Below are 20,612 nucleotides of genomic sequence, written 5' to 3'. Positions count from 1 at the left end.
TTATGGCTGGGGTAAAGGAATATAAAGTGTTTGATGTGACGTTGGCCCATAAGACATTGCTTACCCCCTCGCTAATGCGTTGTGTCTTTCGCGGCGAGGCGGTGAGAAAGATGAAAATCTGCGCGCCGGATCAGCGCATTAAAGTGCTGTTGCCTGCTGAAGACGGCACGCCGCCACGCCTGCCGGATGTGGGTGAGTGGTATAAGCTGGTGCAGGCTATGCCGAAACCACAGCGCCCTATCCCGCGTACTTATACGTTGCGCAGTCTGGATACCGAAACCGGCGAAATGGTGGTGGAGTTCGTTGTGCATGGCACGGAAGGCCCGGCGTCAGCGTGGGTGCTGAGTGCGCAACCGGGTGCGACATTGCAGGTAGTGGCACCACGTGGTGACTTTGCCGGCGATAACGGCGGTTATGAGTGGGTGCTGTCAGCCAACACCCGTCAGGTGTTGTTGATGGGCGATGAAACCGCGTTGCCAGCCATCAAAGGCATTCTGGAACAGTTGGCGCAGCAGGATAACCCGCCGCAAGTGCAGGCATTTATCGAAGTACCGTTACAGGCCGATTGCACTGACGATTATCGCAATTTGCCGTTCGCCGAGGTGGTCTGGTTGCCGCGTGAAGGCACGGGCGCGACCTATGGTGAGCGCTTGCTGGAGGCGGCGCGCCATTGGTCATGCCCAGCAGCGCAGGTAGCAGCACAGCCAGTGATGGTGGCAGATATCGCAGAGGGCGAGAAGGTGTGGGAACCGGCCAGCACGCAGCAGGGGCAGTTCTTCGGGTGGGTGGCCACTGAATCCTCAGCGGTGAAGGCGCTGCGCCGGTATCTGCTGGCAGAAAAAGGCCTGGCGCAGGAGTCAGTCACCTTTATGGCCTACTGGAGCCGAGGTTCGCGTCCTCATTGAGGTTACAAGCAACAAAGCCCACCGAAGTGGGCTTTGTGCGTGCAATAAAACAGCAAGGCCAAACTAGCGCAGAAACGCCGGTTGTTGCTGCTCGTAACTGGCGATGGATGCGTCGTGCTGCAGCGTCAGGCCGATGCTGTCCAGACCATTTATCATGCAGTGACGGCGGAAGCTGTCTATTTCAAACGAGTAGGTCTTCTCGCCTGCTTTAACCTGCTGTGCTTCCAGATCCACCGTGAAGGTAATGCCTTCATGGCTGGCTACCAGTTTGAACAGGTCGTCGATATCGGCATCGCTCAGTTTGACTGGCAGCAGCTGGTTGTTAAACGAGTTACTGTAGAAAATATCGGCGAAGCTTGGGGCGATAACGACCTTAAAGCCGTAGTCGGTCAACGCCCACGGCGCGTGCTCGCGGGAAGAGCCACAGCCGAAGTTTTCGCGTGCCAGCAGAATGCTTGCACCTTTATAGCGCGGCTGGTTCAGCACGAAATCCGGGTTAGGCTGCTGACCGGCATCGTCCAGAAAACGCCAGTCGTGAAACAGATGCTGACCGAAACCGGTACGGGTCACCTTTTGCAGAAACTGCTTCGGGATAATCGCGTCGGTATCGACGTTGGCGGCATCCAGCGGCACCACCAAACCAGTGTGTTGGGTAAATTTAGCCATGGTTGCCTCTCTTAATTCAGTTCACGAATGTCTGCAAAACGACCGGTAATCGCCGCCGCCGCCGCCATCGCGGGGCTGACCAGATGGGTGCGGCCACCACGGCCCTGACGCCCTTCAAAGTTACGGTTACTGGTCGAAGCGCAACGCTCGCCCGGGTTCAGACGGTCGTTATTCATTGCCAGACACATAGAGCAACCGGGCAGACGCCATTCGAAACCGGCATCCAGGAAGATTTTGTCCAGACCTTCGGCTTCTGCCTGTGCTTTGACCGGGCCGGAACCGGGGACAACATAGGCTTGCACGCCGTCGGCCACTTTGCGCCCTTTGGCGATAGCAGCGGCAGCGCGCAAGTCTTCAATACGGGAGTTGGTGCAGGAACCGATAAACACTTTGTCGATTGCCACCTCCGTCAGTTTCACGCCCGGCTGCAAACCCATATACGCCAACGCTTTTTCTGCCGAGGCGCGTTCTACCGGATCATGGAAGGATTCCGGTGTCGGGATGATTTGATCAACGGCGATCACCTGACCGGGGTTGGTGCCCCAGGTCACTTGCGGCGCGATGTCGGCGGCATTCAGTGTGACGATGGTGTCGTAGTGCGCATCGGCGTCGGAACGCAGGGTGTTCCAGTACTCCACGGCGGCATCCCAATCGCTACCGGTCGGCGCGAACTGACGACCTTTCAGGTAAGCAAAGGTGGTGTCGTCCGGCGCGACCAGACCGGCTTTGGCACCCATTTCGATTGCCATGTTGCACAAGGTCATGCGGCCTTCCATGCTCAGCGCTTCGATAGCGCTGCCGGTGAATTCCACCACATGGCCGGTACCGCCAGCACTGCCGGTTTTACCGATGATGGCCAGCACGATGTCTTTGGCGGTGATACCCGGGGCCGCGTCACCCACGACCTCGATCTTCATGGTTTTGGCGCGGCCTTGTTTCAGCGTCTGCGTCGCCAGTACATGTTCTACCTCAGAGGTACCGATACCGAATGCCAGTGCGCCGAACGCGCCGTGGGTGGCGGTGTGGGAGTCACCGCAAACGATGGTCATCCCCGGCAGCGTCATACCTTGTTCTGGCCCGATAACGTGCACGATGCCCTGAAACGGGTGGTTCAGGTCATACAGTTGCACGCCAAACTCGGCACAGTTTTTGATCAACTCCTGCATCTGGATACGGGCCATTTCGCCGCTGGCGTTGATGTCACGCGTCTGAGTCGAGACGTTGTGGTCCATGGTGGCGAAGGTTTTGCCCGGCTGGCGGACTTTACGGCCCATGGCGCGCAAACCGTCGAATGCCTGCGGTGAGGTCACTTCGTGCACCAGGTGTCTGTCGATATACAGCAGTGGGGTTTCATTCGGTGCTTCGTGTACCACATGCGCATCGAACAATTTCTGATATAAGGTCTTACCCATGATTACGCCCCTTCTGCTACAAATCGGGCAATCGCATCGCCCATTTCATCGGTGGTGACGGCGTTGCTGCCGCTGGCCAGATCGCCGGTGCGGTAACCTTCCGCCAGCGCCTGGTTGACCGCCTGCTCAATGGCGGTGGCAGCATCATCTGCACCCAGACTGTAGCGCAGCAACAGTGCCGCAGACAGGATTTGGGCGATCGGGTTGGCGATGTTCTTGCCTGCGATATCCGGTGCGGAACCACCGGCCGGTTCGTACAGACCAAAGCCCTGTTCGTTGAGGCTGGCTGACGGCAACATCCCCATGGAACCGGTGATCATCGCGCATTCGTCGGATAAGATGTCGCCGAACAGGTTAGAACACAGCAGTACGTCAAACTGGGACGGATCTTTAATCAACTGCATGGTCGCGTTGTCGATATACAGATGATTCAGGCGAACATCCGGGTAATCGCGGGCGATTTCGTTGACGATTTCGCGCCACAGAATGGAGCTTTGCAACACGTTGGCTTTATCGATAGAGGTGACGATGCTGCGGCGCTTGCGTGCTGATTCAAAGGCGATGCGGGCAATGCGCTCGATTTCGAAACGGTGATACACCTCGGTATCGAAAGCGCGTTCGTACATGCCGCTGCCTTCACGGCCTTTCGGCTGGCCGAAGTAGATACCACCGGTCAGTTCACGCACGCACAGAATGTCGAAACCGTTGGCGGCGATGTCGCTACGCAGCGGGCAGAAGGCTTCCAGCCCCTGATACAGACGTGCCGGGCGCAGGTTGCTGAACAGGCGGAAGTGTTTGCGCAGGGGTAACAGCGCGCCACGTTCTGGTTGCTCTGCCGGTGGCAGATGTTCCCATTTCGGGCCGCCAACCGAGCCGAACAGAATGGCGTCGGCCTGTTCACAGCCTTCGATCGTCCCCTGTGGCAGCGGCGTACCCTGCCGGTCGATGGCGATGCCACCGACGTCGTATTCGCTGGTGGTGATGCGCAAACCAAAACGCTGGCGAACCGCATCCACTACTTTATACGCCTGAGCCATTACTTCCGGGCCGATGCCGTCACCGGGTAAGACGGCAATATGGTAACTCTTGCTCATCACACTGTTTCCTGACTGTTGTGTTTGTTGTGTTGCTGCAAACGCTGCACTTCTTTTTCAACCAGTTGCGCACGTTTGATGTTGTTTAATACGTTAACCATCGCATTGGCGGAGGATTCGACGATGTCCGTCGCCAGACCGACGCCGTGGAAACGGCGGCCCTGATATTCCACCACAATGTCCACCTGGCCGAGCGCTTCTTTACCTTGTCCTTTGGCGGACAACTGGTATTTGACCAGATTGATCGGGTAGCCGGTAATGCGGTTAATGGCCTGATACACAGCGTCAACCGGGCCGTTACCGGTAGCTGCTTCGGACAGTGTCTCGTCGCCACATGACAATTTGACGGACGCTGTAGCCATAACACTAGAACCAGATTGCACGCTGAAGTAGTCCAGCCGATAGAATTCGGAGCTTTCCTGCTGGTTGTTGATAAACGCCAGCGCTTCCAGGTCATAGTCGAACACCTGACCTTTCTTGTCGGCCAGTTTGAGGAAATCGGCGTACAGCGTATCCAGATTGTAGTCGCCTTCTTTATAGCCCATTTCTTCCATGCGGTGTTTAACGGCAGCACGGCCAGAGCGGGAAGTCAGGTTCAACTGCACTTCTTTCAGGCCGATGGATTCCGGCGTCATGATTTCGTAGTTTTCGCGGTTTTTCAGCACGCCGTCCTGATGGATACCGGAAGAGTGAGCGAACGCATTGGCGCCGACTACCGCCTTGTTGGCCGGGATCGGCATGTTGCAGATCTGGCTGACTATCTGGCTGGTACGGTAGATTTCCTGATGGTTGATGCTGGTGTGCAGGTTCATCAACTGGCTGCGTACCTTGATGGCCATGATCACTTCTTCCAGTGAACAGTTGCCCGCGCGTTCGCCGATGCCGTTGAGTGTACCTTCTACCTGACGAGCACCGGCGTGTACTGCCGCCATGGCATTGCCCACCGCCAGACCGAGGTCGTCATGGGTATGCACGGAAATGATCGCTTTATCGATGTTCGGCACACGCTGGTACAACGAGGCGATGATGTTGCCGAATTCGTGGGGCAGGGTATAACCGACAGTATCCGGGATATTGATGGTACGGGCACCAGCGTTAATGGCGGCTTCCACCACCCTGCTCAGGTCTTCGATCGGGGTACGGCCAGCGTCTTCACAGGAGAATTCCACATCGTCGGTGTAGTTGCGGGCGCGTTTAATCATATACGTGGCCCGCTCAATGACTTCATCCAGCGTGCTGCGCAGTTTGGTCGCGATATGCATCGGCGAGGTGGCGATAAACGTATGGATACGGAACGCCTCGGCAACGCGCAAGGATTCGGCCGCCACATCAATGTCTTTTTCAACGCAACGTGCCAGGGCACAAACACGGCTGTTTTTGATGTTACGGGCGATCGTTTGTACCGATTCGAAATCGCCGGGAGAGGAGACGGGAAAACCGACTTCCATCACATTGACGCCCATCCTTTCCAGCGCCAGGGCAATCTGGAGCTTTTCTTTTACACTCAGGCTGGCCTGCAACGCTTGCTCACCGTCACGCAACGTCGTATCGAAAATAATCACTTGTTGGTTCATCGGTCTGGTTCCTTTGTTCTGTTAGCCTGGGCGCCCGGCGAGTAAAAAAAAACCCGCGCAACGGCGCGGGTTTTTTATGGGGGTGACCTGAAATCAGCTCTGAATTTCGCCCACCGGCATACCGCGCAAGTAAGATGCGTTTAGTAGTAGGCCTAGTAGCTGAGCGACGTTAAACATGCTGTTTCAGTATCCAAAATGAGTTGAAAACGAAGTTCTGCTTTTATTGGTACTTGATTCCCGCAGTGATGTCAACATCGGGATCATCACCGGTGGTGATATTCGGGGTGTTTTGCCCGTCACATTCCTGGTGGAAAAGCGGCGTAAAGGGCTTTGACGCTACTGATGGGCGCGGTAGACTGCCTGCCCGGTTTTTACGCCTATTTTTGAGATTGTCAGACTTTTACGCGCATGAAGACGAATTTACTCCCACAATACCACCTGGTTCACCGCATTCAGCAACAAATAGCCCAACGTCCTGACGCGCTGGCGTTTCGTGAATGGGAACCCGGTCAGGAACAGCAACTTGACTGGCATCAGGTGGGCGAGCGTATTCGCCGCATCGCCTGCGGCCTGCTGGGAGTGGGCGTTGATGTTCAGGAGCGGGTGGCCATCTTCTCTGATAATTCGATTAACTGGTCGCTGGCAGACCTGGCATTGTTGCACTTGCGCGCGATTACCGTGCCGCTTTATGCCACCAGTGCGGCGGCGCAGGCGGCCTTTATTCTCAATGAGGCGGATATCCGAACCGTTTTTGTGGGCGGTCAGGCACAGTTTGATTTGCTGATGTCGCTACGCAGTACCTGTCCACAACTGCGCACCATTATTTTGCTTGATGAGCAGACACGCCGCCGGGGTTGCGATATTGCCGTCTCACTGCAGGAGTTTGAAGCGCAGGCCGAGTTATCCGTGTGGGAGTCTGTCCTGCGCCAGCGTGTGGCAGAGCGGGACCTGCACGATCTGTTCACGCTCATCTATACCTCCGGTACTACCGGTGAGCCGAAAGGCGTCATGCTGGATTACGCCAACATGGCAACCCAACTGATGTTGCATGATGAGCGGTTGCAGATAAGCGAACAGGACGTGTCGCTATGCTTTTTGCCGTTATCGCATGTATTCGAACGTGCCTGGAGCTTCCTTATCATGCACCGCGGCGCACAGAATGTGTATCTGCGTGATACCAATCAGGTACGTGCGGCGATGACAGCGGTGAGCCCGACGGTGATGTGCGCCGTACCGCGCTTTTACGAGAAGGTGTTTAGCGCAATCCATGAAAAAGTGGCGCAGGCACCGTGGCATCGGCGTGCGCTGTTTCATTGGGGAATCGCCCAAGGCACGAAGCGGTTTTTACGCCAACAAGCCGGAAAACGCGCTGGTGTGTGGAATGCGCTGACCTGCCAGCTTGCTGATCGATTGGTATTGTCACGTCTACGTCAGTTGCTGGGAGGAAAGGTGCGTTTTCTGCCAGCGGCAGGTGCGCGTCTGGATGACAATATCATCGCTTTCTTTCAGGCGATGGGGGTGCGTATCGTTTATGGCTACGGCCTGACGGAAACCTGCGCTACGGTGTCCTGCTGGGAAGCGAATCAGTACCTGCTCGGGTCGGTGGGGACGCCGTTGCCGGGTATCGAGGTGCGTATCGGCGAGCAAAATGAAATCCAGGTACGTGGTGCGACGGTGATGCGCGGCTATTACCAGCGTCCACAAGACACTGAGGCGGCGTTCACGCCAGACGGCTGGTTTAAAACCGGCGATGTGGGTGATGTAGACGGGAACGGTAACCTGTTCATCACCGAACGCCTCAAAGATCTGATGAAAACCTCGGGCGGCAAATACATCGCGCCACAGCATTTGGAAGGGGCGCTGGGGCAGGATCGTTTCATTGAGCAAGTCGCGGTGATCGCTGATGCCCGCAAATATGTCTCTGCGTTGATTGTACCGTGTTTTGACGCACTGGAAGAGTATGCCCATTCGATTAACCTGCGGTATCAGGACCGGCTGGAACTGCTGCGCCATAGCCATATTGTGTCGCTGTTTGAACAGCGGCTGCGTGAGGTGCAAAAAGAGTTTGCCCGCTTTGAGCAGGTGAAAAAATTCACTTTGTTGCCGACGCCGTTTAGTCAGGAGGAAGGTGAACTGACTCCAACATTAAAACTCCGTCGTAAGGTCATTCATCAGCGTTATCAGCTGGAAATTGAGGCAATGTACACCGAGTAGCAGACATTTTGACGGCGATGACGCACGTTGAGTCGCAATTTTATCGTCAATATTTCACTCTGTAATGCCTGACCGCGGCGGGATATTTTTTAATGCCGTGGTCGCTCCCCAGCGTTTTATCTGTTTCGTTCCTCTTTTAACAGTTGATTTACCATTATCACACCGTTGCCAGCCCGGCAGCGGCGTTTGCCTGCTTCATAATCTGGCGTTATGTTAATAAGTTATATGTAAAAACCCGGGCGATGTACTGCGAAAGCGCAGGCGTGTGGCGAAAGCTCGCACGCTCTTGTTTCATTCACCGTGTATCGTCTAATGAGCGCGGGGGGTTCCCCTGTCAATGCAGAAGCAACTCGCTATCTGAACAATAAGAGGCAAACCCATGGAGATGTTGTCAGGCGCCGAGATGGTGATTCGATCGTTGATCGATCAGGGCGTAAAACATGTGTTCGGCTATCCGGGCGGTGCGGTGCTGGATATTTACGATGCGCTGCACACCGTTGGCGGTATAGAACACATTCTGGTGCGCCACGAGCAGGGCGCGGTACATATGGCAGACGGCTACGCCAGAGCGACGGGTGAAGTTGGGGTAGTGCTCGTGACCTCGGGGCCGGGCGCAACCAATGCCATTACCGGTATTGCCACCGCGTACATGGATTCCATTCCGCTGGTGGTGATTTCCGGCCAGGTGGCGACGTCACTTATCGGGTATGACGCTTTTCAGGAATGCGACATGGTGGGGATTTCTCGCCCGGTGGTGAAGCACAGTTATCTGGTTAAACAGACTGAAGACATTCCCACCGTGCTGAAAAAAGCCTTCTATCTGGCGTCGACGGGGCGTCCTGGGCCGGTGGTGGTGGATTTGCCAAAAGACATTCTTAACCCGGCTAAGAAGCTGCCGTATGCCTATCCTGATCAGGTAAGTCTGCGCTCTTATAACCCGACGGTGCAGGGGCACAAAGGCCAAATCAAACGCGCCTTGCAGACGCTGCTGGCTGCCGAACGCCCGGTTATTTACAGCGGTGGCGGCGTTGTTAACGCCAATTGTCATCAGGAACTGCGCGAGTTGGCGGAAAAACTCAACCTGCCAGTGGCAAGTTCGTTGATGGGGCTGGGAGGTTTCCCGGGCACGCATCGCCAGAGCCTGGGGATGTTGGGTATGCACGGTACCTACGAAGCCAATATGGCGATGCATAACGCTGATGTTATCTTCGCCGTCGGGGTTCGTTTTGACGACAGAACCACCAATAATCTTGCGAAGTACTGCCCGAACGCCACCATTTTGCACATCGATATCGACCCGGCCTCCATCTCTAAAACGGTGGCGGCGGATATTCCGATCGTCGGCGATGCTCGTCAGGTGTTAAGCCTGATGCTGGAACTGCTGACGCAAGGCGGCGAGGTTCAGCAGAAATTCGACGCAATGCGTGACTGGTGGTTGCGCATCGAGCAGTGGCGTTCCCGTCAGTGCCTGAAATACAACACCGATGGTGACGCGATCAAACCGCAGGCGGTTATCGAAACGCTGCATCGCCTGACCCAAGGCAAGGCTTACGTGGCATCCGATGTGGGGCAGCATCAGATGTTCGCTGCGCTGTATTATCCGTTTGACCAGCCGCGTCGTTGGGTTAACTCCGGCGGCCTGGGGACGATGGGATTCGGTTTGCCTGCCGCGCTGGGGATCAAGCTGGCATTGCCGGAAGAAACGGTTATCTGCGTGACCGGTGACGGCAGTATCCAGATGAATATTCAGGAGCTGTCTACCGCATTGCAATATGACCTGCCGATTGTGGTGGTGAGCCTGAACAACCGCTTCCTCGGTATGGTGAAACAGTGGCAGGACATGATCTACTCCGGCCGTCACTCCAGCTCTTACATGGAATCTCTGCCGGACTTCGTCAAGCTGGCGGAAGCCTACGGCCATGTCGGCATCACTATCGATACCCCGGATGAGCTGGAGCCGAAGTTGAAAGCGGCGCTGGAACAGAAAAATCGGCTGGTGTTTGTGGATGTACGAGTAGACAGCAGCGAGCATGTCTATCCGATGCAGATCCGCGGCGGCGGGATGGATGAGATGTGGCTAAGCAAAACGGAGAGGACCTGATCATGCGTCGTATTTTGTCGGTATTGCTGGAGAATGAATCGGGTGCTCTGTCGCGCGTGATTGGCCTGTTTTCTCAACGCGGCTACAACATTGAAAGCCTGACCGTCGCCCCGACGGATGACCCTACCTTGTCGCGGATGACCATCCAGACAGTGGGTGACGAGAAAGTGCTCGAGCAGATTGAAAAGCAACTGCATAAACTGGTGGACGTGCTGCGAGTTAGCGAACTGGGTCAGGGCGCGTATGTCGAGCGTGAACTGATGCTGGTGAAATTGCAGGCCACCGGTTATGGCCGCGAAGAAGTTAAACGCAGTGCGGAAATCTTCCGCGGACAGATAGTCGATGTCACCGCCTCGCTGTATACCGTGCAATTGGCGGGGACCAGCGAGAAGCTGGATGCGTTTCTTAATAGCGTGCGCGAAGTGGCTGAAATTGTTGAAGTGGCGCGTTCCGGCATTGTAGGCGTATCGCGCGGAGACCGCGTTATGCGCTGACGCGGTGCTGAAATGTCGTCGATTGTTTGACGATTTGCTGATTTTCATACAGCAATACCTGCTTTTCTGATGGTATTATTGAGCCCGGCCATGAAGCCGGGCTTTTTTGATCCTGATTGCTGTAAATAATAAAAGCGGTTGCCCGTCAGTGTTTTCTGCGTTTAGATCGGTATCATATCCACGGTTAATGCATGGTTATCTTTCCATTCTTTGTTTTTTGTCCGGCTTATTAAGGGGTTGCCAGTGAAACTGGATGAAATCGCGCGTCTTGCTGGAGTTTCGCGTACGACGGCCAGTTATGTGATTAACGGTAAAGCGAAACAGTATCGTGTCAGCGATAAGACCGTTGAGAAAGTGATGGCGGTGGTCAGGGAGCACAACTACCATCCGAACGCCGTCGCAGCCGGTCTGCGCGCAGGGCGTACCCGTTCTATCGGGTTGGTCATTCCAGATCTGGAAAACACCAGTTACACCCGCATCGCCAATTATCTGGAGCGTCAGGCCCGGCAGCGTGGTTATCAGTTGCTGATCGCCTGTTCTGAGGACCAACCCGATAATGAGATGCGCTGCATTGAACATCTGTTGCAGCGTCAGGTAGATGCCATCATCGTGTCGACGGCGCTGCCGCCGGAACACCCGTTTTATCAGCGCTGGGCCAACGATCCTCTGCCGGTGATCGCGCTTGATCGAGCACTGGATCGTGAGCATTTCACCAGTGTGGTCGGCGCAGACATGGAAGACGCTGAGATGCTGGCGCAGGAGTTGCGTAAAGTGCCTGCTGAATCGGTTATGTACCTGGGCGCACTGCCGGAACTGTCGGTGAGTTTTTTGCGTGAGCAAGGATTCAGACGTGCCTTCGCAGAGGATCCGCGTCAGGTGAATTATGTCTATGCCAACAGCTATGAACGCAGTGCGGCGGCAGCAGTGTTTGAAGAATACCTGAAAACCCACCCCATGCCGCAGGCGCTGTTTACTACCTCATTTCCGTTGCTGCAAGGTGTGATGGATGTAACGCTCAGGCAGAGTGGTCGCTTGCCGAACAATCTGGCTATTGCCACATTCGGCGATAATGAATTGCTGGATTTCCTTGAGTGCCAGGTGCTGGCGGTAGCGCAGCGTCATCGTGAAGTGGCTGAGCGCGTACTGGAACTGGTACTAGCCAGTCTGGATGAACCGCGTAAGCCGAAGCCGGGTTTATACCGTATTCGCCGGAATCTCTATCGTCGTGGTTTTTTGAGCCGTCGTTGAGAGACATCATGCGGTGCGGGAGTCATTTTTCACTCCGCGCCGCATGAGATAATTCTTATTTTTATCTTTATACCCAAAATGATTTGGGCTTCAGGAATGACGCCAAAACACCTGTAACGTGAAATGACGGGTATATTGATATGGCTGTTTATTGTTCAGAATTAATGGCCGACAATTTGTGCACGAGAAGAAACATCCACCCGAAACAGGCGACGGCAATATTCCAGAAAATAACCGTACGCTACTCCCATCACCATCGAGATTATCGCATTGCTGGCGACCGCTTTCAGAATTTGTGATGGTTCTGCACCAATCGTTAACAGAATAGCGACATAAACCGGCGACTGAAAACTGACGTAGGCAAACAGGTCCGCTATATTTTTCCCCCAGCGCGAATTGGCGTTCAGGCGTAACGCCAGTGCAACAATCCAGTCCCGATAAAGTCCGTAAGGCCAGGCAATCACAATATTGACCGGAATCGACAGTAATCGGGAGGAAAGTGACTGCTCGAAGGTCATTCCTGACAATACGATTTCGATTGCCATACCCGTCAGGAAGCAATACACCACCATGGCTACCGTATCGGCGACGATGCCACGCATGCGCGAAATAAAGGAAAACATATCGTAGGGCTCCGTGGTGAAGGACAATAACGTTGCTTATGGTGCGATTTATTGGTGTTTCATTTTGCTTTATTGGTTTTTTTGTAGTGTACATAACTATTTATTATGTTTTAACTAGCTTAAAAAACTTATTTTTGTTCGTTTTTTGTTCAAGGGCGCGACTTTATGGTTGCAAATCATCTTTTTCGTTCGTTTATCGTGAATCATGTGCCTAATTTCATATAAAACAAATGATTAGTAATACTGGGGTCCGGTGGGAAAATAAGAAATCGGAAAAGAAAAAGATTGCAGCGGAAACGTTGCTGGATGGTAAATTGCAAGTGAATGTGAATGGCACTGGAAATAAAACCAGTTATTCTATCTGGCAAGGGTAAGACAGCGGGTTAATGTTTCAGGCATGAATAGATAACCTGAGTTGAAGTGGCTGACACTGTGGTTCAGGTCAAAAAAATGCGATCCCAGAGGCGATAATTTCATTTTTATGGCCATGATTTTTGCTGGCGGGAATAATTATTTCTAAAAATGCTTAAAAATCAGCCTATAAAAATATTTCGACATCGTTAGAATATTTAAGAAATAGGTATCGAACGGTGACAGTCAAAATAATATTGCACCGAAGGAAAAATCCTATATCTTTAGCCCCCTCGCTGAAAGCCATTAATTTTCCTTAAATAATCACAGCGTTAATCCGCATTATTTTTTCGTGGTGGTTTTTGAACTGTTTTTTCACTCTCGAACCTGGCGGGAAATAATGCCCGGGCGCATCCGTGCTGGCTTGACAAGGTTTTCATCCCCTCCGTAAACTCTCAATAGTGGGGATTTGTGGGGCAAAGTGGTAAAAAGGGTCATGAAGGACTAAATACTGTCATGTTTCGTGGGGCGACGCTGGTCAATCTCGACAGTAAAGGGCGGCTTGCCGTTCCTACCCGTTACCGGGACTTACTGAACGAGGAAGCTCAAGGTCAAATGGTATGCACCATCGACCTGCATCAGCCCTGCCTGCTGCTTTACCTGCTACCTGAATGGGAAATTATCGAACAGAAACTTTCTCGCCTGTCGAGTATGAACCCTGCTGAGCGTCGCGTTCAGCGCCTGCTACTCGGGCATGCCAGCGAATGCCAGATGGATAATGCCGGAAGGATATTAATTGCATCGACGCTACGTCAGCATGCGGGTCTTACGAAAGAAGTGATGCTGGTTGGGCAGTTCAACAAATTTGAACTGTGGGATGAACAGACCTGGTATCGACAAGTCAAGGAAGATATTGACGCGGAGCAGTCAACTCAGGAGCCCTTGTCCGAGCGGCTGCGGGACTTATCACTATAGTCATGGCAGAAACGTTTAAGCACACTACCGTGTTGCTGGATGAGGCCGTCAACGGCCTGAACATTCGCAGCAACGGTATCTACATCGACGGTACGTTTGGCCGGGGTGGCCACTCCCGTCTTATTCTGTCCCAGCTTGGGCCGGAAGGTCGTTTGTTAGCTATCGATCGCGATCCTCAGGCGGTTGCTGTGGCTAATACCATTGATGACGCTCGCTTTTCTATTATCCACGGACCTTTTTCCGAACTGGCCGATTACGTCGATGAACGTGGGCTGACCGGCAAAATCGACGGTATTTTGTTGGATTTGGGCGTGTCTTCACCTCAGTTGGATGACCCGGAACGCGGATTCTCGTTTATGCGCGACGGGCCACTGGATATGCGCATGGACCCCACGCGGGGCCAGTCCGCCGCCGAATGGCTGATGAAAGCGGAAGCAGACGATATTGCCTGGGTGTTGAAGACATTCGGCGAAGAGCGTTTTGCCAAGCGTATCGCTCGCGCGATTGTGGAGCGTAACCGCATCGACCCGTTGACCCGTACCAAAGCGCTGGCGGAGTTGATTGCAGCTGCCAGCCCGATTCGGGAAAAGCACAAACACCCGGCGACACGGTCATTTCAGGCTATCCGCATTTACATCAACAGTGAGCTGGAAGAGATCGAACGGGCGTTAGACGGCGCATTGAAAGTGCTGGCTCCCGAAGGGCGTTTGTCGGTAATCAGCTTTCATTCGCTGGAAGACCGTATTGTGAAACGTTTTATCCGTCAGCATAGCCGGGGGCCGCAGGTGCCAGCCGGTTTGCCGTTGACGGAAGAACAACTGCGTAGTCAAGGCGGCCAGACGCTCAAGTCTATCGGTAAAATGATGCCGCCGGATGATGAGGTGGCAGAAAATCCACGTGCGCGCAGCTCGGTATTGCGCTTTGCCGAGAGGCTGCCGTCGTGATCGGGAATGAACGCCATTCGCTGGGCGGTGTCATCGGTGATGACCTGCTGCGTCATGGCAAGTTACCGCTGTTGCTGCTGATAGCGGTATTGGTGTCCGCCATCATGGTGGTCACCACCGCACATCGTACACGTCTGTTGACGGCAGAGCGTGAGCGGTTGTTGCTGGAGCGTGATGCGCTGGATATCGAGTGGCGCAACCTGATTTTGGAAGAAAACGCCCTGGGCGATCACAGCCGTGTCGAGCAGATCGCCACCGAGAAACTGCATATGGTGCACGTTGATCCTTCACAGGAAAATATTGTGGTTAAACAACAATGAATTAGCAGGTATCGCCTAAATTATGAGAGCAGCGCGACCAGGAAAAGTGAAACGTCAGGAAGAACATGCCAGCTTCGTCAGCTGGCGTTTTGCGTTGCTTTGCGGCGGTATTTTGTTGTGCATGTTGGGATTGATGTTACGCGCCGCATACTTGCAGGTGATCGCGCCTGATAAGCTGGTACGTGAAGGGGACATGCGTTCCCTGCGCGTACAAGAAGTGCCGACCGCTCGCGGTATGATCAGTGATCGTGCAGGCCGACCGCTGGCGGTGAGCGTACCGGTCAATGCAGTCTGGGCTGACCCGAAAGACGTGAATGATCATGGCGGTATCTCGCTGGACACGCGCTGGAAGGCGCTGGCAGATGCATTGGAAATCCCGCTGGATCAGATAGCCACTAAAGTGAACGCCAACCCGAATGGCCGTTTTGTCTATCTTGCCCGTCAGGTAAACCCGGCGATCGGCGAATACATCCACAAGCTGAAGCTGCCGGGCATCAACCTGCGTCAGGAGTCCCGTCGTTATTATCCTTCCGGTCAGGTAACGTCGCACCTGATCGGTTTTACCAATATCGACGGTCAGGGCATTGAAGGAATTGAGAAGAGCTTCGATCGCTGGCTGACTGGCCGCCCCGGTGAGCGTACCGTGCGCAAAGACCGCTTTGGGCGCGTCATTGAAGATATTTCTTCGGTGGACAGTCAGGCGGCGCACAACCTGATGCTCAGTATCGATGAGCGCCTGCAGGCATTGGTATACCGTGAACTGAATAACGCCGTGGCGTTCAATAAGGCTGAGTCAGGTACTGCCGTACTGGTTGATGTGAATACTGGCGAAGTGCTGGCCATGGCCAACAGCCCTTCTTACAACCCGAACAACCTGAGCGGCACGCCGACCGACGTTATCCGTAACCGCGCTATCACCGACATTTTTGAGCCCGGTTCCACCGTAAAACCTATGGTGGTGATGACGGCGCTACAGCGTAATGTGGTCAAGGAAAATGCGGTACTTAATACACTGCCGTATTACATCAACGGTCATGAGATCAAGGACGTTGCGCGTTACAGCGAGCTGACATTGACCGGGGTGTTGCAGAAATCCAGTAACGTTGGTGTATCGCATCTGGCACTGGCGATGCCTGCTTCCGCATTAGTGGACACTTACTCTCGCTTTGGGCTGGGTAAAGCCACCAATTTGGGGTTGGTGGGCGAAAGTCTGGGGCTGTACCCGAACCGTCAGCGCTGGTCGGATATTGAGCGCGCTACCTTCTCGTTTGGCTATGGCCTGATGGTCACACCGCTGCAACTGGCGCGTGTCTACGCGACCATTGGCAGTTTCGGCATCTACCGCCCGCTTTCCATTACCAAGGTTGACCCGCCGGTACCCGGAGAGCGTGTGTTCTCTGAACAGATTGTTCGTACCGTGGTGCACATGATGGAAAGTGTCGCCCTGCCCGGTGGCGGTGGTACCAAGGCCGCGGTGAAAGGCTACCGCATCGCGATTAAAACCGGTACGGCGAAAAAGGTCGGCCCGGATGGCAAGTACATCAACAAATACATCGCCTATACCGCAGGGGTGGCACCAGCCAGTAACCCGCGCTTTGCGCTGGTGGTGGTGATTAACGACCCACAGGCGGGGAAATACTACGGTGGTGCGGTGTCGGCACCGGTATTTGGCGCGATCATGGGCGGCGTGCTACGCACCATGAATATCGAGCCTGATGCGTTGGCGACCGGTGAAAAAAGTGAGTTTGTAATCAACAGAAAAGAGGGTTCAGGTGACAGATCGTAACTTGCGCGATGTCCTGGCTCCGTGGGTGAACGACGCCCCAGAGCGCGCGCTGCGGGAAATGACATTAGACAGCCGCGTGGCGGCTGCCGGGGATCTGTTTGTGGCTGTGGTCGGCCACAAGACGGATGGGCGGCACTATATTCCGCAGGCCATTGCGCAGGGCGTCGCGGCGGTTGTCGCGCAGGCGGATGATGCTACGCCCGATGGCACCCTGACTGAAATGCACGGCGTACCGGTGATTTACCTGGCGCACCTCAACCAGCGTTTGTCGGCGTTGGCGGGGCGCTTCTACCGCCAGCCATCGACTTCGTTGCAATTGATTGGCGTCACCGGGACTAACGGTAAAACGACGACGACCCAGTTACTGGCGCAGTGGAGTCAGGCTCTGGGTAAAACCAGTGCGGTCATGGGCACAGTGGGTAATGGACTGCTGGGGCATGTGGCACCTTCGGAAAATACCACCGGTTCGGCGGTGGATGTACAGCAGATCCTGAGCCAGTTGGTGGAGCAAGGGGCCGACTTCGCTGCCATGGAAGTGTCTTCCCATGGGCTGGTGCAGCATCGGGTTGAAGCCTTGTCGTTTGCCGCCACTGTCTTTACCAACCTGAGCCGCGATCACCTCGATTATCACGGCGACATGGCGAATTACGAGGCCGCAAAGTGGCGGTTGTTTGCCGAGCATCAGGTCGGTCAGAAAATCATTAACGCCGACGATGAGGTCGGTCGTCGTTGGTTAAGCCGTCTGCCAGACGCCGTGGCGGTGAGTGTGGCGGGCAGCATCGATAGCTCACGGGCGCGTTGGCTGAAAGCCACCCACATCGATTATCACGACAGCGGTTTTACGGTGCAGTTTGATTCCAGTTGGGGAGCCGGTTCCATCAATAGCCGTCTGATGGGGGAGTTCAACGTCAGTAACCTGTTGCTGGCCCTGGCGACACTGTTGTCGTTAGGGTATCCGCTGGAGCAACTGGTGGAGGCCGGTTCTGCGTTGCAGCCTGTTTGCGGTAGAATGGAAGTTTTTCTTGCCAGCGGACGCCCGACGGTCGTGGTGGATTATGCCCATACCCCAGATGCGTTGGAAAAAGCACTGGCGGCGGCACGTTTGCATTGTCGGGGAACGTTATGGTGCGTCTTCGGGTGTGGCGGCGATCGCGACAGAGGTAAGCGCCCACTAATGGGAGCGATTGCAGAACAACTGGCAGATCGGGTGATTGTGACCGATGACAACCCGCGTAGCGAAGACCCGCAGGCGATCGTGACGGATATTTTGAGTGGGCTGCTGGATGCCGGTCGGGTGCAGGTGATCGCCGGACGTGCGGAAGCTGTCACCAGTGCGGTGATGCAGGCGGTGGCCGATGATGTGGTACTGGTCGCCGGTAAAGGGCATGAAGATTACCAACTGGTAGGAAATGAGCGATTGGATTATTCGGATCGCATTACGGTCGCACGTTTGCTGGGGGTTATCGTATGATCAGCGTGTCGTTGCGACAGTTGGCTGATGTGCTGGGTGCCCGTCTGGTGGGCGAAAACCTGACTATCAGCGATGTTGCTACCGATACCCGCAAGCTCAATGCCGGGTGTCTGTTCGTCGCGTTACGCGGCGAAAAATTTGATGCTCATGATTACGCGGCGGATGCCGTTAATAATGGGGCAGCGGCATTATTGGTGAGTAAGCACTTACCAATTAATGTGCCGCAATTGGTGGTAGACGATACGCGTTTGGCGCTGGGTGTAATGGCCGGTTGGGTGCGCCAGCAAAGTCGTGCGCGCGTCGTGGCGCTGACGGGGTCATCGGGAAAAACGTCCGTTAAGGAAATGGCCGCATCGATTCTGCGTCAGTGCGGTAACGTGCTTTACACCGCCGGTAATTTCAATAACGACATCGGTGTGCCGTTGACGTTATTTCGCCTGACGCCAGAGCATGACTACGCCGTTATCGAGCTGGGCGCCAATCATATTGGCGAAATCGCCTACACCACGGCGATGGTACGACCGGAGGCGGCATTGGTGAATAACCTGGCTGCTGCGCATCTGGAAGGCTTTGGTTCGCTGGAAGGGGTGGCCCAGGCCAAAGGTGAAATTTTTGGCGGCTTGCCCGCTCGGGGTGTGGCGATCGTCAATGCGGACAGCAACGATGAAGCCCGCTGGCAGAATGTGCTGACAGGGAAAACGCTGTGGCGCTTTTCCCCACAGGGACGTGCTGGGGTTGATTTTTACGCCAGTGATATCCGTGTCAGCGAACGGGGTACCGATGCAGTGTTGCACACGCCGATGGGCGATATCGCCGTGACGCTACCGTTACCGGGGCGTCACAATATCGCCAACGCGCTGGCCGCAACGGCGCTGGCGCTGGCGGTCGGGGCATCACTTGAGGCGGTGAAAGCGGGCCTTGAGCAGTTACAGGCGGTGTCTGGGCGCTTGTTCCCCATTGCGCTGGCCCCCGGGAAGCTGTTGCTGGACGACAGCTACAACGCCAATGTCGGCTCAATGACGGCTGCCGCGCAAGTGCTGGCGGAAATGCCCGGCTATCGGGTGATGGTGGTCGGCGATATGGCAGAGTTGGGTCAGGACGCTCAGGCATGCCATCGCCAGGTGGGTGAAGCAGCCCGCAAGGCGAACATTGATAAGGTGCTGAGCGTGGGAACACTGAGTGCGTTGATTGGTGAGGCGAGCGGCACCGGCGAGCATTTTGATAATAAAGCAGCGTTGATTGAGCGTTTGCGTGGGCTGGTAACGCAACATAATACCATTACCGTCTTAATTAAAGGTTCACGCAGTGCTGCGATGGAACAGGTAGTACACGCATTACAGGAGAATGCTACATGTTAGTTTGGCTGGCCGAGTATCTGGTCAAGTTTTATTCCGGCTTCAACGTCTTTTCGTATCTGACGTTTCGGGCCATTGTCAGCCTGCTGACGGCATTAATTATTTCCCTGTGGATGGGGCCGCACCTGATTGCCTGGCTGCAACGTCTGCAAATCGGTCAGGTGGTGCGTAACGAAGGGCCAGAATCCCATTTTAGTAAGCGTGGTACCCCGACCATGGGCGGCGTGATGATTCTCGCGTCGATCATTATTTCGGTGTTGTTGTGGGTCAATCTGGCTAACCCCTATGTCTGGTGCGTACTGCTGGTGCTGGTGGGATACGGCATCGTCGGGTTTGTGGATGACTATCGCAAGGTCGTGCGTAAAGACACCCGTGGACTGATTGCCCGCTGGAAGTATTTCTGGCAATCAGTGCTGGCGCTGGCCGTGGCGTTTTCTATGTACGCGATTGGTAAAGACACCCCGGCAACACAACTGGTGGTGCCGTTCTTCAAAGACGTAATGCCACAGCTGGGCCTGATGTATATCGTGCTGGCCTATTTCGTGATTGTCGGCACCAGCAACGCGGTTAACCTCACCGACGGTCTGGATGGGTTGGCTATCATGCCAACGGTGTTTGTGGCGGTGGGTTTTGCGCTGGTGGCCTGGGCGACCGGTAACATGAATTTCGCCAGCTACCTGCACATTCCGTATATCCGGCATGCCAGTGAACTGGTGGTGGTGTGTACCGCGATTGTCGGCGCCGGGCTCGGGTTTTTGTGGTTTAACACTTACCCTGCGCAGGTATTCATGGGGGATGTCGGCTCACTGGCGCTGGGTGGCGCATTGGGCACTATCGCCGTGCTGCTGCGTCAGGAGTTTTTGCTGGTGATTATGGGCGGGGTTTTCGTGGTGGAAACGCTGTCCGTTATTTTGCAGGTCGGCTCTTTCAAACTGCGTGGCCAGCGGATTTTCCGCATGGCACCGATCCACCACCACTATGAACTGAAAGGGTGGCCGGAGCCGCGAGTTATCGTGCGGTTCTGGATTATTTCGCTGATGTTGATGCTCATCGGACTGGTAACGCTCAAGGTACGGTAA

The 20,612-nt window shown here is 54.8% G+C and carries 18 protein-coding genes; 12 read left to right on the top strand and 6 right to left on the bottom strand.

Translation table 11 applies throughout. The features are described 5' to 3' along the window. Positions 1-2: 2 nt before the first annotated feature. On the top strand, positions 3-905 hold the full coding sequence (locus DZE2538_RS16665) for a siderophore-interacting protein (protein WP_038916826.1): 903 nt from the start codon (positions 3-5) through the stop codon (positions 903-905). Between the two features lie 63 nt (positions 906-968). On the opposite strand, the gene leuD is transcribed toward DZE2538_RS16665, so the two are convergent. The 5 genes from leuD to leuL form a co-directional block, all read right to left on the bottom strand. Then, the gene (gene leuD / locus DZE2538_RS16660) at positions 969-1,571 is read right to left on the bottom strand and encodes a 3-isopropylmalate dehydratase small subunit (protein WP_038916825.1); all 603 of its coding nucleotides are present in this window, start codon (positions 1,569-1,571) and stop codon (positions 969-971) included. 11 nt (positions 1,572-1,582) lie between these two features. Then, positions 1,583-2,983: a 3-isopropylmalate dehydratase large subunit gene (gene leuC / locus DZE2538_RS16655; protein ID WP_016940612.1), complete on the bottom strand. Its 1,401-nt coding sequence runs from the start codon at positions 2,981-2,983 to the stop codon at positions 1,583-1,585. 2 nt (positions 2,984-2,985) lie between these two features. Then, complete coding sequence (gene leuB / locus DZE2538_RS16650; protein WP_038916824.1) at positions 2,986-4,077, bottom strand: 3-isopropylmalate dehydrogenase; 1,092 nt, start codon at positions 4,075-4,077, stop codon at positions 2,986-2,988. Continuing rightward, complete coding sequence (leuA, locus tag DZE2538_RS16645) at positions 4,077-5,651, bottom strand: 2-isopropylmalate synthase (protein WP_016940610.1); 1,575 nt, start codon at positions 5,649-5,651, stop codon at positions 4,077-4,079. Before leuA ends, leuB begins: the two co-directional genes overlap by 1 nt. Positions 5,652-5,744: 93 nt before the next feature. Continuing rightward, positions 5,745-5,828, bottom strand: a complete 84-nt coding sequence (leuL, locus tag DZE2538_RS21500) for a leu operon leader peptide (RefSeq protein ID WP_110371466.1) — start codon at positions 5,826-5,828, stop codon at positions 5,745-5,747. 231 nt (positions 5,829-6,059) lie between these two features. Between leuL and DZE2538_RS16640 the strand changes: the two genes are divergently transcribed. The 4 genes from DZE2538_RS16640 (at position 6,060) to cra (ending at position 11,708) form a co-directional block, all read left to right on the top strand. Beyond that, positions 6,060-7,865 (top strand): AMP-dependent synthetase/ligase, encoded by a 1,806-nt coding sequence (locus DZE2538_RS16640; RefSeq protein ID WP_038916823.1) that lies wholly within the window; start codon positions 6,060-6,062, stop codon positions 7,863-7,865. 379 nt (positions 7,866-8,244) lie between these two features. Continuing rightward, positions 8,245-9,966 (top strand): acetolactate synthase 3 large subunit, encoded by a 1,722-nt coding sequence (gene ilvI, locus DZE2538_RS16635; RefSeq protein ID WP_016940608.1) that lies wholly within the window; start codon positions 8,245-8,247, stop codon positions 9,964-9,966. Positions 9,967-9,968: 2 nt separating this feature from the next. Then, on the top strand, positions 9,969-10,460 hold the full coding sequence (gene ilvN / locus DZE2538_RS16630) for an acetolactate synthase small subunit (RefSeq protein ID WP_013319477.1): 492 nt from the start codon (positions 9,969-9,971) through the stop codon (positions 10,458-10,460). Positions 10,461-10,703: 243 nt separating this feature from the next. Next, positions 10,704-11,708, top strand: a complete 1,005-nt coding sequence (gene cra / locus DZE2538_RS16625; protein ID WP_019843379.1) for a catabolite repressor/activator — start codon at positions 10,704-10,706, stop codon at positions 11,706-11,708. A 161-nt stretch (positions 11,709-11,869) separates the two neighbouring features. Here cra and DZE2538_RS16620 read toward each other — a convergent pair whose 3' ends face one another. Further along, entirely contained in the window at positions 11,870-12,331 is a 462-nt protein-coding gene (locus tag DZE2538_RS16620; RefSeq protein ID WP_019843380.1) for an L-alanine exporter AlaE, read from the bottom strand. A gap of 867 nt (positions 12,332-13,198) precedes the next feature. Here DZE2538_RS16620 and mraZ point away from each other — a divergent pair. Genes mraZ through mraY form a run of 7 tightly spaced genes read left to right on the top strand, consistent with a single transcriptional unit; the run spans position 13,199 to position 20,612 of the window. Beyond that, positions 13,199-13,657, top strand: coding sequence for a division/cell wall cluster transcriptional repressor MraZ (mraZ, locus tag DZE2538_RS16615; protein WP_012886172.1), 459 nt, complete (start codon positions 13,199-13,201; stop codon positions 13,655-13,657). A gap of 2 nt (positions 13,658-13,659) precedes the next feature. Next, positions 13,660-14,601 (top strand): 16S rRNA (cytosine(1402)-N(4))-methyltransferase RsmH, encoded by a 942-nt coding sequence (gene rsmH / locus DZE2538_RS16610; RefSeq protein ID WP_019843383.1) that lies wholly within the window; start codon positions 13,660-13,662, stop codon positions 14,599-14,601. Next, a complete protein-coding gene (gene ftsL, locus DZE2538_RS16605; RefSeq protein WP_012886170.1) occupies positions 14,598-14,921 on the top strand; it encodes a cell division protein FtsL in 324 nt (107 codons plus the stop codon). The genes rsmH and ftsL overlap by 4 nt, the downstream gene beginning before the upstream one ends. Positions 14,922-14,943: 22 nt before the next feature. Beyond that, entirely contained in the window at positions 14,944-16,707 is a 1,764-nt protein-coding gene (locus DZE2538_RS16600; RefSeq protein ID WP_019843384.1) for a peptidoglycan glycosyltransferase FtsI, read from the top strand. After that, positions 16,694-18,178 carry a UDP-N-acetylmuramoyl-L-alanyl-D-glutamate--2,6-diaminopimelate ligase gene (gene murE, locus DZE2538_RS16595; protein WP_019843385.1) on the top strand — a complete coding sequence of 495 codons (1,485 nt, stop codon included), beginning with the start codon at positions 16,694-16,696 and terminating at the stop codon, positions 18,176-18,178. Before DZE2538_RS16600 ends, murE begins: the two co-directional genes overlap by 14 nt. Further along, positions 18,175-19,536: a UDP-N-acetylmuramoyl-tripeptide--D-alanyl-D-alanine ligase gene (gene murF / locus DZE2538_RS16590; RefSeq protein WP_038916822.1), complete on the top strand. Its 1,362-nt coding sequence runs from the start codon at positions 18,175-18,177 to the stop codon at positions 19,534-19,536. Before murE ends, murF begins: the two co-directional genes overlap by 4 nt. Then, positions 19,530-20,612 carry a phospho-N-acetylmuramoyl-pentapeptide-transferase gene (gene mraY / locus DZE2538_RS16585; protein ID WP_019843387.1) on the top strand — a complete coding sequence of 361 codons (1,083 nt, stop codon included), beginning with the start codon at positions 19,530-19,532 and terminating at the stop codon, positions 20,610-20,612. The genes murF and mraY overlap by 7 nt, the downstream gene beginning before the upstream one ends.

This window comes from Dickeya zeae NCPPB 2538 (genome assembly GCF_000406165.1).
GTDB classification, from domain to species: domain Bacteria; phylum Pseudomonadota; class Gammaproteobacteria; order Enterobacterales; family Enterobacteriaceae; genus Dickeya; species Dickeya zeae.
The sequence above is the reverse complement of the archived record's forward strand: the minus strand, read 5'-3'. Positions and strand labels throughout refer to the sequence as shown.

Coding starts and splice junctions, on each gene's coding strand:
- DZE2538_RS16665 (WP_038916826.1), top strand. CDS start 3: ATGGCTGGGGTAAAGGAATATAAAGTGTTTGATGTGACGTTGGCCCAT.
- leuD (WP_038916825.1), bottom strand. CDS start 1,571: ATGGCTAAATTTACCCAACACACTGGTTTGGTGGTGCCGCTGGATGCC.
- leuC (WP_016940612.1), bottom strand. CDS start 2,983: ATGGGTAAGACCTTATATCAGAAATTGTTCGATGCGCATGTGGTACAC.
- leuB (WP_038916824.1), bottom strand. CDS start 4,077: ATGAGCAAGAGTTACCATATTGCCGTCTTACCCGGTGACGGCATCGGC.
- leuA (WP_016940610.1), bottom strand. CDS start 5,651: ATGAACCAACAAGTGATTATTTTCGATACGACGTTGCGTGACGGTGAG.
- leuL (WP_110371466.1), bottom strand. CDS start 5,828: ATGTTTAACGTCGCTCAGCTACTAGGCCTACTACTAAACGCATCTTAC.
- DZE2538_RS16640 (WP_038916823.1), top strand. CDS start 6,060: ATGAAGACGAATTTACTCCCACAATACCACCTGGTTCACCGCATTCAG.
- ilvI (WP_016940608.1), top strand. CDS start 8,245: ATGGAGATGTTGTCAGGCGCCGAGATGGTGATTCGATCGTTGATCGAT.
- ilvN (WP_013319477.1), top strand. CDS start 9,969: ATGCGTCGTATTTTGTCGGTATTGCTGGAGAATGAATCGGGTGCTCTG.
- DZE2538_RS16620 (WP_019843380.1), bottom strand. CDS start 12,331: ATGTTTTCCTTTATTTCGCGCATGCGTGGCATCGTCGCCGATACGGTA.
- mraZ (WP_012886172.1), top strand. CDS start 13,199: ATGTTTCGTGGGGCGACGCTGGTCAATCTCGACAGTAAAGGGCGGCTT.
- rsmH (WP_019843383.1), top strand. CDS start 13,660: ATGGCAGAAACGTTTAAGCACACTACCGTGTTGCTGGATGAGGCCGTC.
- DZE2538_RS16600 (WP_019843384.1), top strand. CDS start 14,944: ATGAGAGCAGCGCGACCAGGAAAAGTGAAACGTCAGGAAGAACATGCC.
- murF (WP_038916822.1), top strand. CDS start 18,175: ATGATCAGCGTGTCGTTGCGACAGTTGGCTGATGTGCTGGGTGCCCGT.
- mraY (WP_019843387.1), top strand. CDS start 19,530: ATGTTAGTTTGGCTGGCCGAGTATCTGGTCAAGTTTTATTCCGGCTTC.